The organism is Halomonas sp. IOP_6, assembly GCF_021151565.1.
In the GTDB taxonomy this organism is placed as follows: Bacteria; Pseudomonadota; Gammaproteobacteria; order Pseudomonadales; family Halomonadaceae; genus Vreelandella; species Vreelandella alkaliphila.
Window position 1 is genome coordinate 267,357 of the sequence record NZ_JAIRBO010000004.1, and the last position, 19,242, is coordinate 286,598.

Genomic DNA, 19,242 nt, shown 5'->3' on the forward strand with positions numbered 1-19,242 from the left:
CGTTTGGTCAAACACTTGCGTAGCTAAAAAGGGGTTAAAGCACTTTGCTGCGTAGTAGGCTAGTAATGGCTTCGCCTATCAGTACCAAAATGATAATCGCGATCAAAATAGTAGCGACTGTCGGCCAAGCAAAGGTGTCGATAGCGCCTTGTAGAATCACGCCAATGCCACCTGCGCCAACGAGTCCCAGTACGGTGGATTCCCGGATGTTGATATCCCAGCGCAGAATCACGATGGCAAAAAAGGCTGGCATCACCTGGGGCACAATGGCGTAGGCGACCACTTTTGCCTTGGAAGCACCGGTGGCTTCCATTGCTTCCACCGGTCGGCGGTCGATTTCTTCAATGGCTTCACCCATTAATTTGCCAATAAAGCCTATCGAGCGAAACACAATCGCCAGGATCCCTGCTAATACGCCGGGGCCAAAAATAGCCACGAATAACAGCGCCCATATAATCGTATTAACCGAGCGGCTGGAGACCAGAATAAAGCGCCCCAGCCATAGGCAAGCACGATTGGGGGTGGTGTTCTGGGCGGCGATATAGGCGACTGGCAAGGCGAGAAAAATAGTCAGAAATGTGGCTAACGTTGCGATATGTACCGTTTCGAGCAGCGCGTTCAGAATATTGCTTAACCCGGCAGCGCTGGGCGGCCACATGCGCGCACCCAAATTAGACATTTGGTTGGGAGCGTCCCATACCCAGGGCCAGAAAATATCAATATCGCGAACCGCCCAGAACACCAGCATCAGTGTGCCTAGCAATACAGCGTAGCGGATTAAGCGTTCTTTACGGTCGTAGCGATGCCAAACACGGTCGGCAAGTTGCTGAGCGTGATCTACCATATTTTTTTCCTCACCCAGCCGCTGATGCCTTCACTCAGTAAAATAACCGCAATAATGACCAGTAGAATCGCAAAGGCGAAGTCGTAATCATAGCGACCAAAGGCATTCATTAATGTGCCACCGATACCGCCTGCACCGACGATGCCGACCACCGCAGAGGCGCGTAGGTTGCTATCAAGCTGGTACATCGATAGACCGACCTGACGGGGCAATATTTGTGGAAAGACGGCGTAATAAAGCGTGGCAATGTAGCCTGCTCCTGCCGCGCGCATGGCTTCTACCTGCCCCCAGTCAATCTCTTCGATCTCTTCTGCTAGCAGCTTTCCAACAAACCCGATGGAGTAGAGAGTCAGCGTTAAAATACCTGCCAGCGGCCCAAAACCAACGGCCGCCACGAATAAAATAGCCACGATCACGGGGTGAAAGCTGCGCGAGATAATAATGACCGCGCGGCCAATCACGTAAATGGGCATCGGGGCGATGTTACGAGCGGCCATCACCGCAAAAGGAATCGATAAAAAAACGCCTAGTAATGTGGCGAGAATGGCAATTTGGAAGCTCTCTTTAAAGCCTGTCAGCAGCAACTCGTAACGTTCCAGGCTGGGGGGAAAGCCCCCGCTAAAGATGCGTGCTGCCCGCGGTAAGCCTTCTGAAATGCGCGCCCAGTTAAACGGCAAAGAACCGAAAGCCCACACCAGATAAATCGCAGCGACAATAAAAATGCCGTAACGGATGATGGGGTTGGCAATAAATGGCGGCTTTTTCCAGATGCGCGGGGGAGAAGGGGAGTCAGACGGCGTCATGTCGTGGCTCCTCTACGCGGGCATCGGGCTGCTCAGTAATGGCATCGTCAGGCGCTTCAATACCACCATAAATGGCATCTAGCGCGTCTTTGTTAAAGTCCGCAGGCACTCCATCAAAAATCATCTTGCCGTGGCGTAAGCCGACAATGCGCTCAGTGTAGGTTTTTGCTTGCGCAACGTTGTGAATATTGATCAATACCGGTAGCGAAAGCTCACTGGCAAGGCTCTGCAGCAGTATCATGATCTGCTCGGACGTGCGCGGGTCGAGCGATGCCGTTGGCTCGTCGGCCAGCAGCAGGTCAGGTTCTTGCATTAATGCCCGTACCACCCCGACGCGCTGGCGCTCACCGCCGGAAAGCTCATCGGCACGTTTATTAGCGTAATGAGCAATTCCAACGCGCTCCATGAGGGTAAATGCGCGCTCTATATCAGCTTGGGGGTAGCGACGTGAGATTGCTTGATAGAGATTAACGTAGCCAAGCCGTCCAGCAAGTACGTTCTCCATGACGGTGAGGCGGTCAAGTAAGTTAAATCCCTGGAAGACCATGCCAATTTTGCGCCGAGCACGGCGTAACTCAGCGCCTTTCACATTCACCAGTTCGGTGCCGTTGAGTTTGATAGAGCCCGATGTAGGTTCTACTAAGCGATTGATACAGCGAAGCATGGTGCTTTTACCAGCACCGGACGCGCCGACAATAGAAACAACGCTGTTGTCCTCTACCTTAAGGTCGAGTCCCTTCAGCACCGCCTCGTTGTGGCCATAACGTTTGACCAGATTGGTAATTTCCAGCATGTGATTGTTTCCATCGAAAGGCGAATAATTGCGCCGCCGGAGACGGCGCAATCGCTGTTACTCCAGGTTTTCTCGTGTATAGCTCACGTCATTAGCCGCCTGGATGGTACGAATCACTTGCCAGTTATCTTTGTAATTAATCGGAATAAACTTTTCGACGCCTTCAAACTCTTCGCCAAGCTCGGTGCCAACAAAATCGAAGGTAAAGAAGGCTTCCTCGATTTTTTCTACAAGATCTGGGTGTAGGTTGTGGGCGTAGTTATAGGAGGTAGTGGGGAATCGGTCAGATTCGTAGATCAGACGCACATCTTCCTCATCGTAAAGACCACGTGCTGCCATACGCTCGACTACTTCAGAAGCCACCGGCGCGGCATCGTAATCCCGAGCGACTACGCCCAACATTGATTGGTCATGGCTGCCCGAGTAAACGACGTCGTAATCCTCTTCGGGGGTGATGCCAAGCTCTGGCAGTAAGGCACGCGGCGCTAGATTACCGGAGTTGGACGTTGGTGAGGTGTGGGCAACACGCTTGCCCTTGAGGTCTTCCAGGCTCTCAATATCTGAGTCTACGTGGGTAAATAGCTGCAGGGTGTAGCCGAACTGACCATCATCTGACCCCATCAGTGCGAAGGGTACCGCGCCTGCTAAGTTAACGGCAAAGGGGGTAGGGCCAGTCGAGAAGCCAGCAATGTGTAAACGCCCGCTGCGCATGGCTTCGACTTGTGCGGCGTTAGATTGAACAGCAAAGAAGCGCACATCGCGTTCGGTAACCTCGGATAGATGATCAATAAAGGGCTGCCAGATATCCGAATAAATGGCCGGATCTTCTACTGGGGTATAAGCAAAAATAAGGGTGTCCGGGTTTGCCCACCCAGACTCGTCGCTTGGCCGATCAGCCACCATGTCGCCGTTTTCATCGCAGTACAGCGGATCCAAGTCACCGCGCTCGCACTCTGCCAAAGCATGGGTAGAGAGGAGTGCGAAGGGGAGCAGTGATGCAGCCGCTAGCATGGCAAGCGGGCGCTTGCAGAAACGTGGTGTTTCCATAGTTAGCCTCTTATGTGCGTTATTTTTGTGTTGTGCTATCCACTATCGAATTCAGCGCTTCTTTTACTTCGCGTGCGTTTCGCAAGTGGACATTTGTAGCGCTAGATGTTTATTTTTCGAAAACGATTCCTCTCAATCTAGGATTTATTACAAAGATATGTCAAACACTTTCACAGCCACTTTCTACCATTGGCGAAATCGCTATCTTTTGATGCGCCATGGCCATAGCCAAGCGAATGAACAAGGCCTCATTATTAGTTCGCCTGGGCGTGGGCTTTGCGATTTCGGCTTGTCACCTTTGGGCGAAGAGCAGCTCTCAACCGTCATTGATCAATGGCGTTGGCCGACGCCCACCAAGGTGGTGCACTCGGACTTTTTGCGGACAACACAAACCGCTGATCGAGTCGCTAAAGCGTTTGGCTTAACGCTGGAGAAAGAGGAGCGCCTTCGTGAGCGCTACTTTGGTGAGCTCGATGGCCAATCGGATCGGCATTACCCTGACGTATGGGCGTTAGATGCCCAGGATGCTGGCCATCAACAGCATCAGGTGGAGGCGGTAAGTAACGTCGCCAAGCGTATGTGCGCAGTTGTTGAGCAGCTGGAGCGTCGCTGCGAAGGCGAGACGGTGTTGGTGGTGAGTCATGGCGACCCATTACAGATACTGCTCACAGCGCTCGCCAATAAACCGCTGACGCAACACCGCGAGCAACCTGCCCTGCAGCCTGCCAGCATTACTCCGCTGGGGAGTTAGTCGGGTGAGGGTGGAATCCAGGCAATCATATCCACTTCTACATCGGCCCCGCCGGCAAGACCGGTGACGCCAATACAGGTGCGGGTTGGCAGCGGCTGTTTGAAGTAGCTGGCATACACGCGATTAACCTCGTCAAAGTGGCCCATATTGGTAATAAATACGCGTGACTGCACGACGTATTCAAAGCGACTGCCCACTTCTTCCAACACGATGGCTAGGTTTTGCATGACGCGATGAGTTTGTTCGGTAAAGGTGCCCAACAGCATTTCGTTGGTTTCAGGTACGGTGGGCATCTGGCCGGTAATAAATACCAAATCGCCCACTCGGCAAGCGTGCGAAAAGGGAGCAATCGGCTGTGGGGCGCGGTCAATAAATAGCTTTTCCATCTTGAACGGTCTCTCTTGTGTCGATGAGTTGGCGCCGCTCGATATAAGCGAAATACAAAGATGGGCCTTCAATGAGGCCCATTGCTTTATCAATTGCTTTACTTAGTGCCCCAAAATTTGGCTCAAGAATAGCTGGGTACGTTCTGACTGCGGGTTATTAAAGAACGGCTCAGGAGCGTTTTCTTCGATAATTTGCCCTTGGTCCATAAAAATCACCCGGTCGGCGACGGTTTTGGCAAAGCCCATTTCATGGGTCACACACAGCATGGTCATGCCTTCATTAGCAAGCTCCACCATGACGTCGAGCACTTCCTTGATCATTTCTGGATCAAGCGCCGACGTTGGTTCGTCGAATAGCATCACGTCAGGGTGCATGCACAGTGAACGGGCAATGGCGACCCGCTGCTGCTGGCCGCCGGAAAGCTGCCCCGGGTACTTAAGCGCCTGTTCAGCAATACGCACCCGTTCTAAGTACTGCATGGCCATTTCTTCCGCCTCGCGGCGCGGCTTTTTTTGCACCCACATGGGCGCTATACAGCAGTTTTCCAGCACTGTTAAGTGAGGGAAGAGGTTGAAGTGCTGGAATACCATGCCCACGCTACGGCGGATTTGCTCGATACGCTTAACGTCTTGGGTAAGCGGTACGCCGCCCACCACGATATCGCCTTGCTGGTGCTCTTCCAGGTGGTTAATGCAGCGAATCAAGGTTGACTTGCCTGAGCCTGAAGGCCCGCAAATAACGATACGCTCGCCGCGCTTTACTTCCAGGTCGATATCGCGCAGCACGTGAAAATCGCCGTACCATTTATTAACGCCGCGCATTTCAACCATCAGGTCAGAAGTGGGGGTGCCAGAGATGTTGGTGGCTGCTTGAGTCATGTCTCTATCCTGCTAAAAAATCGTTAATAAAAGCGGCGTTAGCGCTTATGGCCGGTGTGCAGCTTGCGTTCTAAATACTGGCTATAGCGCGACATGCTGAAACAGAAGATCCAGAACATGAAGGCGGCAAAGACATAGCCTTCTAGCGAGAAGCCTAGCCAGCGTGAGTCAGCCAACGCCGCTTGTACGATCCCCAATAGGTCAAATAGCCCGATGATCATGACCAGGGTGGTGTCTTTAAACAGCGAAATGAAGGTGTTCACGATGCCGGGGATCATCATCTTCAGCGCCTGAGGAAGCACAATCAGGCCCATGCGTTTCCAGTAGGTCATGCCGAGCGCAGCGGCAGCCTCTTCCTGACCCTTAGGGATGGCCTGCAGGCCACCACGAATAACCTCGGCCATGTAGGCACTTTGGAACAGTGTTAAGCCGATTAGTGCGCGTACTAGGCGGTCGACGCTCATATCGGAAGGCAGGAAAAGCGGCAGCATTACCGAAGCCATGAATAGCACCGTAATCAGTGGTACCCCGCGCCAGAACTCGATGAATACCACGCAGAAGCTTTTCACAATGGGCATATTGGAGCGTCGCCCCAATGCCAGCACAATGCCGATTGGCAGCGCGCCAACCATACCGACGGTGGCCAGCAGTAGGGTCAGCATTAAGCCACCCCAGCGGTGCGTGGGCACGCGAGGCATGTCAAAGTAGCCGCCGTGCAGCAGCACATAAGCAACGATGGGGAAACCGACGAGAGCGAATACCGCCACCCAACGTTTGAGGGGCAGGCGGGGAATTGCTAGCCAGGCTATCAGCGTAAAGAAGCCAGCAAAGACGATGTTGGCTCGCCAGATTTCTTCACGGGGATACAAGCCGTAGATAAACTGGGTAAAGCGTGCATTGATGAAGACCCAGCAAGCTCCTTCCCGAGAGCAGTCATCCCGTGTGGTACCTATCCAGTCAGCATTCAAAAACGCCCACTGAACGGTGGGAACAACAAGCAAATAGAGTATGTAAAGCCCGATCAGGGTAAAGATGGTATTGATCGGGCCATTGAACAGATTGGTACGTAGCCAAGCAATCGCCCCGACAGAACTACTGGGGGCTGGCCGCTCTTTAATGATTGTTTGATTATGGATCATGTAAACATCCTCACCGTCGGCCTAGCGTTCAACCAGTGCCACTCGGGCGTTGAACCAGTTCATAAACATGGACACCAGCAGGCTGATGGTTAGGTAGACCGCCATGGTCATTGCAATGACCTCAATGGCTTGGCCGGTCTGGTTCAGCGTGGTGCCTGCAAACACCGAGACAAGGTCGGGATAACCGATGGCGGTTGCCAGCGACGAGTTCTTAATCAAGTTCAAGTACTGGCTGGTTAGCGGCGGAATAATGACGCGCAGTGCCTGAGGGATAACCACCAGACGAAGTACCAGGTTACGTGGCAGGCTTAGTGCCTGGGCAGCTTCCGTTTGCCCGTGCGAAATTGCTTGAATGCCAGAGCGGACAATTTCAGCAATAAAGGAGGCGGTATAAATCGACAGTGCCAGCCAAAGCGCGAGGAACTCAGGGATTACCGTAATACCGCCACGGAAATTAAAGCCGCGTAGTTCCGGCATTTCCCAGGTAACCGGCACGCCAGTGGCAACTAGCACTAACAGCGGTAAGCCAAAAATCAGCAAAAACGAGATCCAGTAAGCCGGCAGGCGTTTGCCTGTGGCTTCATGGCGACGCTTGTTCCATATCACCAGGGCAATACTGGCAACAATGGCGACAAGGAAGGTAAGAGGGATCAAGCCAAAGCCAGACTCAAACAGCGGCTGGGGTAAATACAATCCGCGTACGTTGAGAAAGAGAGCCTCGCCAAATGCCAGGCTATCTCTGGCGCTTGGCAACGTGCGTAATACCGCAAAGTACCAGAAGAAAATTTGTAGTAGCAGCGGGATATTGCGGAAGGTTTCGATATAGGCGGTGGCTAAGCGCGCCAGCAGCCAGTTAGGCGACAGGCGGGCGATGCCAACAATAAAGCCAATGATGGTCGCGGCCAATACCCCTAGGCCACCCACCAACAACGTATTCAGTAAGCCAACCAGGAAGGTACGGCCATAAGTGCTCTGAGATGAGTAGTCGATCAGACTCTGCACAATCCCAAAGCCTGCGGTGTTGCCCAAGAAACCAAACCCGGTGGTGATACCACGTGCGGATAAGTTGTCTTGGACATTACCGACAATGTAGAGCAGAAAGGCTGCCACAGCGGCGACGAGGAGTAGCTGGAAAATAAGCGCACGTTTGGCGCGATCTCGCCAAAACGGCGGCTTGTGGCCAGCGGGACGAGTGTTAGGACTTACGGACATGGAAGGCGTCTCCGCGATACGGACGGTCAATCAAATGGCCCGCCGATGCCCTTGGAAGAATGGGGCGGCGGGCCGGGGTCAAACGAGACGCTTAGCGAATCGGCGGTGCGTACTGGAAACCACCTTGATTCCAGAGGGCGTTAACGCCGCGCTCAATTTCAAGCGGAGAGCCCATACCGACGTTGCGCTCAAAGCTTTCGCCGTAGTTACCAACTTGGCTCAGGATGTTGTAAGCCCAATCGGCTTCTAAGCCCATACCTTCACCGTAGTTGCCATCTTGGCCAAGTAGGCGGGCAACATCAGGATTCTCAGAGCTGAGCATCTCTTCGGCATTTTCGCTGGTGATGCCGTACTCTTCGCCGTTAAGCATGGCGAATAACGACCACTTCACGATGTTAAACCATACATCGTCACCTTGACGCACCACCGGGCCGAGCGGCTCTTTGGAGATAACGTCTGGCAGAATCATCGCGCCAGACGGGTCATCTAGCTGAATACGCAGTGCGGCTAGCTGGGAAGTATCGGAGGTGAGAACGTCACAGCGGCCAGCCTGGAAGCCACCCACGGTTTGCTCAGAGGTATCGAAAACGATGGGGTCGAATTCCATGCCGTTGGCACGGAAGTAGTCTGCTAGGTTTAGCTCAGTCGTGGTGCCAGACTGAATACAAATAGCGGCACCGTCCAGTTCAGATGCGCTGGAAATACCCAGGTCGCGGGAGACCATAAAGCCTTGGCCATCATAGAAGTTAACGCCAGTGAAGTTGAGGCCCAGCGTGGTGTCACGAGTGGTGGTCCAGGTGGTGTTGCGTGAAAGTACGTCGACTTCGCCAGACTGCAGGGCCGTAAAACGCTCTACAGCGTTCAGAGAAATGTAGTTCACCGCATCAGCATCACCGAGAACGGCAGCTGCAACAGCACGACATACGTCAACGTCGAGTCCTTGCCAGTTACCTTCATCGTCCGGGGCGGAAAAGCCTGGCAGGCCGTCACTGACGCCGCACTGTACGGCGCCACGTTCCATCGTGTCTTCTAACGTATCAGCTTGAGCAGTGGCGACACCGGCCAACGTGATAGCACCCGCGGAGGCCAGCAGTACCAAGTGTTTTTTATTCATCATGGTCGTTCCCCTTACTCGATTTAATGTCGTTATGCATGCAGATGCATGACACTAAAAGCTAGCAAGGAAGGTGCCAGAAAGGATATGTCGTCAAATTCAGCGCTTTTCAACGCAAAATGCCAGCTGTATACGAAAGTATTGGTGCAAAAAGGAACATTAGCGACTAGCGATTGCTCTATTTTGGTGCGAGTCGCTAACGTTGCTGATAGTTTTAGAATAGTAGGTTTAAGCGTTACAGATTAACGGGTTTGAAAGATAAACAGGATTAGCGAATAGGGGGTGCGTATTGAATGCCACCATCTTTCCACAAGGCGTTTAAGCCTCTGGCAATCTTGAAGTCAGAGTCAGCACCGACGTTTTTATCAAAGATATCGGCGTAGTTACCCACCTGCTTGATGATTTGGTACGCCCAATCGGTATTGATGCCCATTGGCTCACCAAAGTCACCATCTTGACCAAGCAGGCGCATGACATCAGGATTCTCCGAATTAAGCTGTTCATCTACGTTAGCTTGTGTAATGCCTAGCTCTTCCGCATTTAGCATGGCAAACAGCGACCACTTCACAAGATTGAACCATTGGTCATCATTTTGACGAACGGCTGGGCCCAGCGGTTCTTTCGAGATAATTTCAGGGAGCACGACCGCCATGTCGGGATCAGCAAGCTGCATCCGTTGGGCATACAGTTGGGAAGCGTCGGAGCTTAAAACATCGCAACGGCCCGCTTCAAAGCCAGCAATAGATTGCTCAGGCGCATCAAAAACGACAGCATCATAAGTCATGCCGTTGATACGAAAGTAATCAGAAAGATTGAGTTCGCTGGTGGTGCCGGACTGGGTACAAACTGCCGCGCCATCAAGCTCTTTAGCGCTTTGCACGCCTAGATCGCTGGCCACCATAAAGGCTTGGCCATCGTAGTAACTTACGCCGGTAAAGTTCATCCCCATCGTCGTGTCACGGCTCGAGGTCCAGGTCGTGGTGCGTGATAGGACATCGACTTCGCCAGACTGCAGCGCGGTGAAACGTTCTACCGAGTCGAGTGGCACGAAGTCTACTTTTGTCGCGTCGCCAAGCGCCGCAGCGGCAATGGCACGGCATACATCGGTATCCAGGCCCCGGTATTGGTCGTCGTCATCTAATGACGAAAAGCCTGGCTGGGCAGCGTTAACGCCACAACGTACGCTATCGCGCTCCTGAACGGTTTCCAGCGTACTGGCCATGGCCATCGCAGGTACTAAAACACCAATTCCTACTCCCAACCAACGAACGGTTTTCATTTGTTATTCCTTAACGTGAAAGGGCAAGTAAACGTAAGCACATAAAAAAAGCCGAGCAATGCTCGGCTTTTTGGCTATTCGCAGGCGCTAAGTTATGCGAAGGCTTTACGCATAAAAGGCGGCAGCGATAGTGCACCACGGTGAGCATCACCAGTGTAGTACTGTAGCGGCATTTTATGCTCAGCGGCAGCCTGTTCGCGGAAGCTTTCAACGCTGGTCGCTTTACCGGCCAAGGTAACGCTCCACCAGCCAGAAGGGTAAACCGGCTGTGGGAAGGGCAGTGTGGCCACGCTATCAAAGCCCGCTTCACGCATGTCGTTACGCAGTTCGCGAATAATAGAGCCGCTGTGGTAAAGCGGTGATTCGCTTTGCTGCACCATCACGCCGCCATTTTTTAGAATACGGTGGCAGCGCTTCAGGAAGTCGGTTTTAAACAGCCCTTCGGCGGGGCCGACCGGGTCGGTAGAGTCGATAATCAGCACGTCGATGCTCTCATCGGCAGCGTCGTCTACCCACTTCACACCATCTGCAAACAGCAGCTCGGCACGCGGGTCGCCGTTAGCTTCTACCAGCGCTGGGAAGAAGCGCTCGGCGGCCTTAGTCACTTCTTCATCGATGTCGATTTGCGTCACTTTTTCAACGCCCGGATGACGCAGCACTTCCTTCAGCGTGCCACAGTCGCCACCACCAATAATCACTACCCGTTTGGGGTCTTGATGGGTGAACAGCGCCGGGTGGGCAATCATTTCGTGATAGAGGAAGTTGTCGCGATCGGTCAGCATCACGCAGCCATCGAGCACCATCAGGTTGCCGTAGGTCTCCGTGGTATACACTTCCAGGTGCTGGTAGGGGCTTTGCACATCCAGCAATTTCTCAGTGACTTTCAGCGAGAAAGCGCTGCCGTGGCTATCAAATACTTCGGTAAACCACTGGTCGTCGCGTAAATCGCTCATTACTTTGCTCCTGGGCGCGGGGCGTTCGTTTGGGTAGGAATGCCTTGATGATACTGCGGGCTTAAATCGTGCAGCGCCTCCATAAAGGCGGTGACGTGGTCAGGGTTAGTGAACTGGCTGATGCCATGGCCCAAGTTAAAGACGTGGCCCGGGCCGTGGCCGTAGCTCTCCAGTACGCGAGCCACTTCGGCGCGAATGGCCGAGGGGCGGGCGAACAGCACGTTGGGGTCCAAATTGCCCTGCAGCGCGACTTTATGGCCCACGCGGGAGCGGGCGTCGGAAAGCTCGGTCGACCAATCGATGCCCAGGGCATCGGCTCCGGCACAGGCGATGTGTTCCAGCCATTGGCCGCCGTTCTTGGTAAACAGAATAACCGGCACGCGGCGGCCATCGTGTTCACGAATCAGGCCGGAGACAATTTGCTCCATGTAGCGCAGCGAAAATTCCAGGTAGGCGGGGGTTGAAAGCGCACCGCCCCAGGTATCAAAAATCTGTACCGCTTGAGCGCCAGCGCGAATTTGCGCGTTTAGGTAGTCGGTTACCGACTGCGCCAGGATGTCCAGCAATTGGTGCATGGTGTCTGGCGTATCGTAAAGCATGGTTTTCAGGTGACGGAAATCTTTGCTAGAACCGCCTTCCACCATGTAGGTGGCTAGCGTCCAGGGGCTACCCGAAAAGCCAATCAACGGCATGCGGCCGTTCAGCTCACGACGAATGGTCGATACGGCACGCATCACATAATCGAGATCGCGCTCGGCGTTGGGTACCGTTAACGCTGCAACCTCTTCTGGGGTGCGCACGGTTTTTCTGAATTTAGGGCCTTCACCGGTTTCGAAATAGAGCCCTAGCCCCATCGCATCTGGGATTGTGAGGATGTCGGAGAATAGAATAGCGGCATCTAGCGGGTAACGCTCAAGGGGCTGTAGCGTTACTTCACAAGCTAGGTCATGGTTGCGACACAGATCCATAAAACTGCCAGCATCGGCGCGGCTGGCGCGATATTCTGGCAGGTAGCGGCCTGCTTGGCGCATCATCCACACCGGAGTGCGGTCGACGGGCTGGCGAGCCAGCGCACGAAGAAAACGGTCGTTTTGCAAAGGTGTGGTGGTCATAAACACTTGCTCTTGAGAAGTTTGCCCGCATTGTAAGGGAGTCATTGTACTTGAAGATAACGGTACTTGAAGATAACTGTATTTGAAGGTGGCCATTGTACTTAAAAACGTACTTAAAAACGCCTCTCCCTGTTGAGACCGTGAGGCTACCGACGCTTCCTGGTAGAATGTTTTCTTATTTTTCCAACACCGGTGTGGTTAGCTGGTTTGGTTAATCAACGAGGTAACCTGTGACCATTCGCTTCATTGCCGCTTCCCGGCTGCCCACACCTTGGGCCACATTCACCATGCACGGCTTCGAAGACGAAGCCACGGGTAAAGACCATATCGCCTTAACGCTAGGTGATGTGAGCGGCGGCGAGCCAGTACTGGGGCGCGTGCATTCTGAATGTTTAACCGGCGATGCACTGTTCTCAATGCGCTGCGACTGCGGCTATCAGTTACAAGAAGCGCTCAAGCGTATTGCCGAAGAAGGGCGTGGTGTGCTGTTCTACCTGCGCCAGGAGGGGCGAGGTATTGGGCTGTTGAATAAAATCCGCGCTTATCATCTGCAAGACCAAGGTGCTGACACGGTTGAAGCCAACGAGCAGCTTGGTTTTGGTGCGGACATGCGTCGCTATGACCTGTGTGTGCCGATGCTTAACCACTTGGGTATCACGGCACTAAAACTGATGACCAATAACCCTAGAAAGGTTGATGCCTTAACCCGAGATGGCGTGAATGTGGTTGAGCGCCTGCCGATTACCACAGGCCTAAACCCCCATAATGAGCACTATCTCTCAACGAAAGCGGGCAAACTTGGCCATATGATGGCGCTGGACGATTTTACCCAGGCCAGCGACGTCGATATTGAGCGTAAAGGGTGACTAAGCCCTTTTGTCACGCTACTGAACCGCTCTTCTGTCTGAAAGACCCTAAAGCCTGCTCCCCTGAGTATCTGTTGAGCAGATGCTTGGCTGAGTTTAGTTAAGGCTGCGTAAGAGTCGAGATGTAATTAGCTTATAACTGCCTGAGTGACTATTTTGCATAGTGGGGTAGGGGAAACGATCTTCTCTACACTGACTATCCGACGTTACGTGACAGAGGTTTGTTATGGCTGAAACAATTATTAAAATTGACCTTAAACAATCGCCTTACGAAAACGAACAGATCCATAATCGCTGGCATCCCGATATACCCATGGCCTGCATGGTAAAGCCTGGCGACGACTTTATTGTCGAGTGTCATGACTGGACTGGCGGGCAAATCCATAACAATGATAGCGCCGACGATGTGCGTGATGTGGACCTAACTCAGGTTCACTTTTTATCAGGTCCCGTGGGGGTTGAAGGTGCTGAGCCTGGTGATTTGTTGGTGGTCGATATTCTCGATATTGGTACCTTTGAAGAGAGTCAGTGGGGGTTCAATGGCTTTTTTTCTAAACAGAATGGCGGTGGTTTTTTAACCGAGCACTTCCCAGAGGCTCAAAAGTCGATCTGGGACTTTAATGGCATGTTCACCAAATCCCGACATATTCCTGGTGTAGAGTTTGCGGGTTTAATCCACCCGGGTTTGATTGGCTGCCTACCGTCAAAAGAGATGTTGGCTGAATGGAATAAGCGAGAAAAAGCACTTTACGATACCGAGCCTGACCGTATCCCTCAGTTAGCCGCGCTTCCCTACGCCGATACGGCGCATATGGGCAAATTGTCAGGCACTGCAAAGCAACAAGCTGCCGCTGAAGGCGCGCGAACCGTACCGCCCCGTGAACATGGTGGTAATTGTGATATCAAAGACTTATCGCGCGGGTCGACAATTTATTTTCCCGTTTACGTTAAAGATGGTGGCTTGTCGGTAGGTGACCTGCACTTTAGTCAAGGTGATGGGGAAATCACCTTTTGTGGCGCTATTGAGATGGCCGGTTGGATCCACTTGCGGGTTAACCTGATCAAAGGCGGGATGGAGAAGTACGCCATCAAGAACCCTATTTTCAAACCGAGTCCTATCACGCCGAAATACGATGATTACCTGATTTTTGAAGGAGTGTCGGTAGACGAGCAGGGTAAACAGCACTACCTGGATGTACATGTGGCTTATCGTCAGGCTGTTCTCAATGCCATCGAATATCTCAAAAAGTTTGGTTACACCGGTGCTCAAGCCTACTCCCTGCTAGGCTGCGCGCCCGTACAAGGGCATATCAGTGGCGTTGTCGATATTCCCAATGCTTGCGCAACACTTTGGCTGCCAACGGATATTTTTGATATTGATGTGAAGCCGAATGCCAATGGGCCTGGAGCGCAAGTCGCCCAGGGAGCTGATCTGCCGCTCTCCAAGGACAAGTAGAGCGCCCTCAGCCACCGCTGCATTGAGAAAGGCAGCGACACGCCAGTATCGCTGCCTGTTTAAAGTGGATGCTAACAAGGAGAAAGTGGTATGCCTCTCTACGACTATAAATGTGCTACCCATGGCTTGTTCCACGAACTGGTTCCACTGCGCGAAGTAGGTGATGCTTGCGCTTGCCCAACGTGTGGAACCTTGTCACCACGAGTACTGCTGGTCGCCCCTCAGTTATTAACGATGGATCCAGCGCGGCGCAGTGCCTTTGCGCGGAATGAAAAAGCCGCACATGAGCCCAGGCATGGCAACCAGCATAGTGAGCACGAAAAAGGCTGTTGTCATCAAGAACGTCATAAGCCCCAAGTATTTTATACGGCGGAAGGTAATAAAATGTTCCCTTCCGCACGGCCTTGGATGATAAGTCATTAAAGCCACGTTACCTGCGCCAGCGTTGTAGGTATTGAACGCATGGAGTGATAATGGTGGGGCGTGGCATATCAGGAGCGCCCCAGGATGAAAGCTCTAGATGAACAACGGCATGACGTGCTGCCTCAAGAGCAAGGCGAGTTCAGCATTGTCGAAGAGTGGTTACATAGCGTTACCCACGGGGTTGGTGCTGTGCTCAGCTTGGTGGGTATGGTCGTACTGCTGGTAGTAGCGAGCTTAGCCGCCCACGTCGACCCTTGGAAAATTGTCAGCCTGAGCCTGTACGGCACCACGCTAGTCCTGCTTTATACTGCCTCGACTTTCTATCATGGCATTTCTCATCGACGCTGGAAGCAACGCTTCCAGCTGCTTGACCACTGCGCAATTTACTTGCTTATCGCGGGCACTTATACGCCTTTTCTGCTCGTTAATATGCGCGGCACCACGGGATGGGTCTTATTTACCGCCGTGTGGTCGCTAGCGCTAGTGGGGATTGGCTGCAAACTGCTATGGCCACAGCGTTTCGCGGTACTACGCGTGGCTATATATTTACTGATGGGCTGGATGATCGTCCTGGCTTCTAGAGAGATGGCGGCCAGTTTATCGATGACCGGCATCGCTCTGCTTGCCGCAGGGGGAATCATCTACACGCTAGGGGTTATCTTCTATGCCGTGCGTGCCATTCCCTACAATCACGCTATTTGGCATCTGTTTGTGATTGCCGGAAGTATTTGCCACTACTTTGCTGTCTACAGCGCTGTTCTACCTCATGGGGCGGTTACCTAGCGATCAACTGCCGCTTCTTGCTCTTTTTCCATGGCACGGGCTAGCGCTGGGCGATCAGCGTGACGTGCGCGGTAGACCGCTAGGGGTTCAGGCAGTCGGTGTTTCATACTGGCTGCCCACGTTAACGTATGGGTAAGGAAGATATCTGCCAGGGTGAACGTCTCGCCGACTAACGTCTCCTGGCCCTTGTAGCGGCGTTCTAGTGCTAGCAGTGCCCGCTGAAATTCCCAGGCGGCGGTAGGCAATACTGAAGGCACGCGCTTATCTTGGGGGAGCGCAAATTTATGCTTGGCCTGAAGCCACAGCGGTTGCTCGAGTTCGGTGACGATAAAGCTTAGCCACTGGTCGACTTGCGCTCGCTCAGCGGCGCTTTCTGGCAGAAGGCTGCCATCACCGTATTGCTCGGCTAGATAACGGCAGATAGGTGCCGATTCAAACAGCGTTAGCTCGCCATCTTCAATCACTGGCACCTTGCCATCTGGATGGCGGGCTAGGTGCTCAGCGGTTTGTCCCTCGCCTCTATCCAATGCGACATGTTGGCAACGGTACTCTAGGCCGAGTTCTTCAAGTGTCCAGGTAACCCGCATCGAGCGAGAGTTCGGAAAACTGTAGTTCGTTATCATGAGGCAGCTCCTAAGCAGCGCGGTGAGATTTTACTGTAGCGAGTGCTTAGAAACCTGTCGAGCTACCGGTCTCGGGCGCTACGGATGCGTTCGTATGCGTTGCCAATTTCGCTGGTGCGCGCCTGGGCTACTTCACGCATGCTTTCTGGCAGCCCTTTACCAGCGAGTTTGTCGGGGTGGTTTTGGCTCATCAGGCGGCGGTACGCTTTTTTAATTTCGGCGTCGCTGGCATCTTCACTCACCCCTAGTACTTGATAGGCGTCTTTCAATGCCTCTTCGCTGGAACCCTGCGAATTCGCGGCGGCACCGTGAAGCATGGCTTCAATCTGCTGCACTTCCGCTTCACTACAGCCAACCCCACGGGCCACGCGCAAAATCATCTCGTGCTCGGCAGGATGCAGCACGCCGTCGGCAGCGATGGCGGTTAACTGAACCTGCAAAAACACCTGGCGTAAAACCGGTTGGCGCTGGGTTAGTCGGTTAACGTTCGCCAGTTCGGCATCTAGGTTGAAGTCGTCGGCGCGTCCGCGCTCGAAGGCGGCTCGCGCTTTGGCCCGCTGTTCGCCTTGAAGATGCATTTGGTCGAATAGCTTTTCGGCCACGCCAAGCTCGCCATCGGTGACCTTACCGTCGGCTTGGCACAAGCAACCCATTACCGAGAAGATCGATTCTAAAAAGCCTTCTTGGATTTGTGTGCGGGCAGCGTTTAAGCGGCGGCTAATGCGGCGCCCTAGCCACCAGCCCAACCCGCCGCCTACCAGCAGGCCAATAGGGCCGCCGACAGCAAGGCCAATCAGGCCAAACAAAATAATCAAAAATAGCATGGTGTTCTCAACCGTTGAAAAGTTAAAAGTTACGGGAGACGAGCGCGAATAGCGCGCTCGATACCGTCGGCATCCAGACCGCAGTCGCGTAGTAACTCTGTAGGGGTGCCGTGTTCAACAAAGGTGTCAGGCAGGCCTAAATTAAGCACTTCGATTTGTACCCCTTCCGCGTGCAGCAGCTCGTTCACTGCGCTGCCTGCGCCACCGGCGATCACATTCTCTTCCAGAGTGACCAGCAGCTCATGTTCATCGGCGGCATGCAGCACGGTGTCTCGGTCCAGTGGCTTGATAGAGCGCATATTGATATGCGTTGCGTCGAGCTTTTCGGCAACCTCAGCGGCGGCGCTGTTGACGCTACCAAATGCCAGCAATGCAATGCGCACACCTTCAGTCCCAGCATCGCGGCGTAGCTGTGCTTGGCCAATGGGCAGCGGCTCTAAGTGTTCAGGAATGGCTGCGCCCGGGCCTGTGCCACGCGGATAGCGAACCGCTGCTGGGCCTGGGTGATGGTAAGCGGCGCTAAGCATGGCGCGGCACTCTGCTTCATCAGCAGGGGCTAAAATCACCATGCCCGGAATGCAGCGTAAAAAAGACAAATCCATGCTGCCGTGATGCGTTGGCCCGTCTTCACCCACAAGGCCTGCGCGGTCAATCGCAAATGTTACGTCTAGATTCTGGACGGCAACATCGTGAATAAGTTGGTCGTAGCCGCGCTGTAAGAACGTGGAATAGATCGCCACAACAGGCTTCATGCTCTCGCAGGCCATACCCGCAGCAAGCGTTACGGCATGTTGCTCGGCGATCGCGACATCAAAATAGCGCTCAGGATACTGCTGGGAGAAACGAATTAAATCCGAGCCTTCGCCCATGGCGGGGGTAATTCCCATCAGCCGTGAATCGGTGGCTGCCATATCGCACAGCCAGTCGCCGAACACGTTGCAGTACTTTTTCTTAGCCGGTGCCTTGGGCGCTGCTGGGGGCTTCACCAGTGGTGCACTGGCAGTGGCGCTGGGCTTTTCTAGCTTAGTGATGGCGTGATAGCCAATCTGGTCAGCTTCGGCGGGCAGAAAACCTTTACCCTTAACTGTTTTGATATGCAGAAACTGAGGGCCATCCTGGTCGCGCAGGTTGCGCAATGTTTCGGTGAGCGCCTCCAGGTCGTGACCATCGATCGGACCGATGTAGTGAAAGCCCATTTCTTCAAATAGCGTGGCAGGGCTCACCATACCTTTCATGTGCTCTTCGGTGCGCTTAGCAAGCTCGAGTGCGCCCGGCAGATGGGAGAGCACTTTTTTGCCTTCTTCACGCATCTTAAGGAAGGGCTTGCTAGACAGCACGCGGGCTAGATAGGTCGCGATGCCGCCAACATTTTCCGAGATCGACATCTCATTGTCGTTCAGCACCACCAGCATATTGGCGTTAACGTGGCCCGCATGGGCCAGTGCTTCAAACGCCATGCCCGCAGTGAGTGCGCCATCGCCAATAATGGCGCACACACGACGAGGGTCGTTTTGCGCCTGGGCGGCTAGCGCCATCCCCAGGGCAGCTGAAATCGACGTGCTGGAGTGGCCTACACCGAAGGTGTCGTAATCGGATTCTGCGCGACGTGGAAACGCTGCAAGGCCGCCATGCTGGCGAATGCTGAGCATCGCTTCGCGTCGCCCAGTTAAAATTTTATGCGGGTACGCTTGATGGCCTACGTCCCACACCAAACGATCTTTGGGCGTATGAAAGGCGTGGTGCAGCGCTACGGTCAGTTCCACAACGCCCAGACCTGCACCGAAGTGGCCGCCTGTCACACCCACGCTGTATAGCAAGTAGGCACGTAGTTCGTCAGCCAACTGGGCAAGCTGCTTAGCATTCATGGCCCGCAGCGCAGCGGGATGATCAAAAGAGTCGAGCAGCGGCGTTGCCGGGCGCTCGCGGGGAATCTCGTCGAACAGCTTCATAGGCAT

20 protein-coding genes are annotated in these 19,242 nt (G+C 53.7%); 5 read left to right on the plus strand and 15 right to left on the minus strand.

Annotated features, from left to right (window positions below; translation table 11 throughout):
• Window positions 1–34: 34 nt before the first annotated feature.
• Genes phnE (K7H08_RS09650) through phnD form a run of 4 tightly spaced genes read right to left on the minus strand, consistent with a single transcriptional unit; the run spans window position 35 to window position 3,487 of the window.
• Entirely contained in the window at window positions 35–844 is an 810-nt protein-coding gene (gene phnE, locus K7H08_RS09650; RefSeq protein ID WP_038479462.1) for a phosphonate ABC transporter, permease protein PhnE, read from the minus strand.
• Window positions 838–1,647: a phosphonate ABC transporter, permease protein PhnE gene (gene phnE, locus K7H08_RS09655; protein WP_038479459.1), complete on the minus strand. Its 810-nt coding sequence runs from the start codon at window positions 1,645–1,647 to the stop codon at window positions 838–840. Before phnE (K7H08_RS09655) ends, phnE (K7H08_RS09650) begins: the two co-directional genes overlap by 7 nt.
• On the minus strand, window positions 1,634–2,440 hold the full coding sequence (gene phnC / locus K7H08_RS09660) for a phosphonate ABC transporter ATP-binding protein (protein WP_038479456.1): 807 nt from the start codon (window positions 2,438–2,440) through the stop codon (window positions 1,634–1,636). Before phnC ends, phnE (K7H08_RS09655) begins: the two co-directional genes overlap by 14 nt.
• A 57-nt stretch (window positions 2,441–2,497) precedes the next feature.
• The gene (phnD, locus tag K7H08_RS09665; RefSeq protein WP_231657785.1) at window positions 2,498–3,487 is read right to left on the minus strand and encodes a phosphate/phosphite/phosphonate ABC transporter substrate-binding protein; all 990 of its coding nucleotides are present in this window, start codon (window positions 3,485–3,487) and stop codon (window positions 2,498–2,500) included.
• 157 nt (window positions 3,488–3,644) lie between these two features.
• Between phnD and K7H08_RS09670 the strand changes: the two genes are divergently transcribed.
• Window positions 3,645–4,238: a histidine phosphatase family protein gene (locus K7H08_RS09670; RefSeq protein ID WP_095603449.1), complete on the plus strand. Its 594-nt coding sequence runs from the start codon at window positions 3,645–3,647 to the stop codon at window positions 4,236–4,238.
• On the opposite strand, the gene K7H08_RS09675 is transcribed toward K7H08_RS09670, so the two are convergent.
• The 8 genes from K7H08_RS09675 to hemE all read right to left on the minus strand — a co-directional run bounded on the left by K7H08_RS09675 (window position 4,235) and on the right by hemE (window position 12,312).
• Window positions 4,235–4,624: a RidA family protein gene (locus K7H08_RS09675; RefSeq protein ID WP_095603450.1), complete on the minus strand. Its 390-nt coding sequence runs from the start codon at window positions 4,622–4,624 to the stop codon at window positions 4,235–4,237. The genes K7H08_RS09670 and K7H08_RS09675 overlap by 4 nt on opposite strands.
• Window positions 4,625–4,726: 102 nt before the next feature.
• A complete protein-coding gene (locus K7H08_RS09680; protein WP_009723183.1) occupies window positions 4,727–5,455 on the minus strand; it encodes an amino acid ABC transporter ATP-binding protein in 729 nt (242 codons plus the stop codon).
• A gap of 86 nt (window positions 5,456–5,541) precedes the next feature.
• Window positions 5,542–6,642, minus strand: a complete 1,101-nt coding sequence (locus K7H08_RS09685) for an amino acid ABC transporter permease (protein ID WP_095603451.1) — start codon at window positions 6,640–6,642, stop codon at window positions 5,542–5,544.
• A 21-nt stretch (window positions 6,643–6,663) separates the two neighbouring features.
• Window positions 6,664–7,854, minus strand: coding sequence for an amino acid ABC transporter permease (locus tag K7H08_RS09690; RefSeq protein WP_038479441.1), 1,191 nt, complete (start codon window positions 7,852–7,854; stop codon window positions 6,664–6,666).
• A 91-nt stretch (window positions 7,855–7,945) separates the two neighbouring features.
• Window positions 7,946–8,971 (minus strand): amino acid ABC transporter substrate-binding protein, encoded by a 1,026-nt coding sequence (locus K7H08_RS09695; protein ID WP_038479438.1) that lies wholly within the window; start codon window positions 8,969–8,971, stop codon window positions 7,946–7,948.
• Between the two features lie 265 nt (window positions 8,972–9,236).
• On the minus strand, window positions 9,237–10,247 hold the full coding sequence (locus K7H08_RS09700) for an amino acid ABC transporter substrate-binding protein (RefSeq protein ID WP_038479435.1): 1,011 nt from the start codon (window positions 10,245–10,247) through the stop codon (window positions 9,237–9,239).
• Between the two features lie 92 nt (window positions 10,248–10,339).
• Entirely contained in the window at window positions 10,340–11,200 is an 861-nt protein-coding gene (speE, locus tag K7H08_RS09705) for a polyamine aminopropyltransferase (RefSeq protein WP_038479432.1), read from the minus strand.
• Window positions 11,200–12,312, minus strand: coding sequence for a uroporphyrinogen decarboxylase (hemE, locus tag K7H08_RS09710; RefSeq protein ID WP_231657786.1), 1,113 nt, complete (start codon window positions 12,310–12,312; stop codon window positions 11,200–11,202). The genes speE and hemE overlap by 1 nt, the downstream gene beginning before the upstream one ends.
• 230 nt (window positions 12,313–12,542) lie before the next feature.
• Here hemE and ribA point away from each other — a divergent pair, with 230 nt between their 5' ends.
• The 4 genes from ribA (at window position 12,543) to trhA (ending at window position 15,840) form a co-directional block, all read left to right on the plus strand.
• Window positions 12,543–13,178: a GTP cyclohydrolase II gene (gene ribA, locus K7H08_RS09715; RefSeq protein ID WP_030071109.1), complete on the plus strand. Its 636-nt coding sequence runs from the start codon at window positions 12,543–12,545 to the stop codon at window positions 13,176–13,178.
• Between the two features lie 226 nt (window positions 13,179–13,404).
• Window positions 13,405–14,634 carry a formamidase gene (gene fmdA, locus K7H08_RS09720; protein WP_089040306.1) on the plus strand — a complete coding sequence of 410 codons (1,230 nt, stop codon included), beginning with the start codon at window positions 13,405–13,407 and terminating at the stop codon, window positions 14,632–14,634.
• A 90-nt stretch (window positions 14,635–14,724) separates the two neighbouring features.
• Window positions 14,725–15,057, plus strand: coding sequence for an FmdB family zinc ribbon protein (locus K7H08_RS09725; protein ID WP_038479420.1), 333 nt, complete (start codon window positions 14,725–14,727; stop codon window positions 15,055–15,057).
• An 84-nt stretch (window positions 15,058–15,141) separates the two neighbouring features.
• Window positions 15,142–15,840: a PAQR family membrane homeostasis protein TrhA gene (trhA, locus tag K7H08_RS09730; RefSeq protein WP_198348785.1), complete on the plus strand. Its 699-nt coding sequence runs from the start codon at window positions 15,142–15,144 to the stop codon at window positions 15,838–15,840.
• Here trhA and K7H08_RS09735 read toward each other — a convergent pair.
• The 3 genes from K7H08_RS09735 to dxs all read right to left on the minus strand — a co-directional run bounded on the left by K7H08_RS09735 (window position 15,837) and on the right by dxs (window position 19,242).
• Window positions 15,837–16,463 carry a glutathione S-transferase family protein gene (locus K7H08_RS09735; protein ID WP_038479414.1) on the minus strand — a complete coding sequence of 209 codons (627 nt, stop codon included), beginning with the start codon at window positions 16,461–16,463 and terminating at the stop codon, window positions 15,837–15,839. The genes trhA and K7H08_RS09735 overlap by 4 nt on opposite strands.
• 62 nt (window positions 16,464–16,525) lie before the next feature.
• Window positions 16,526–17,287, minus strand: a complete 762-nt coding sequence (gene djlA / locus K7H08_RS09740; protein ID WP_038479411.1) for a co-chaperone DjlA — start codon at window positions 17,285–17,287, stop codon at window positions 16,526–16,528.
• A 29-nt stretch (window positions 17,288–17,316) separates the two neighbouring features.
• Window positions 17,317–19,242, minus strand: coding sequence for a 1-deoxy-D-xylulose-5-phosphate synthase (gene dxs / locus K7H08_RS09745; RefSeq protein ID WP_231657787.1), 1,926 nt, complete (start codon window positions 19,240–19,242; stop codon window positions 17,317–17,319).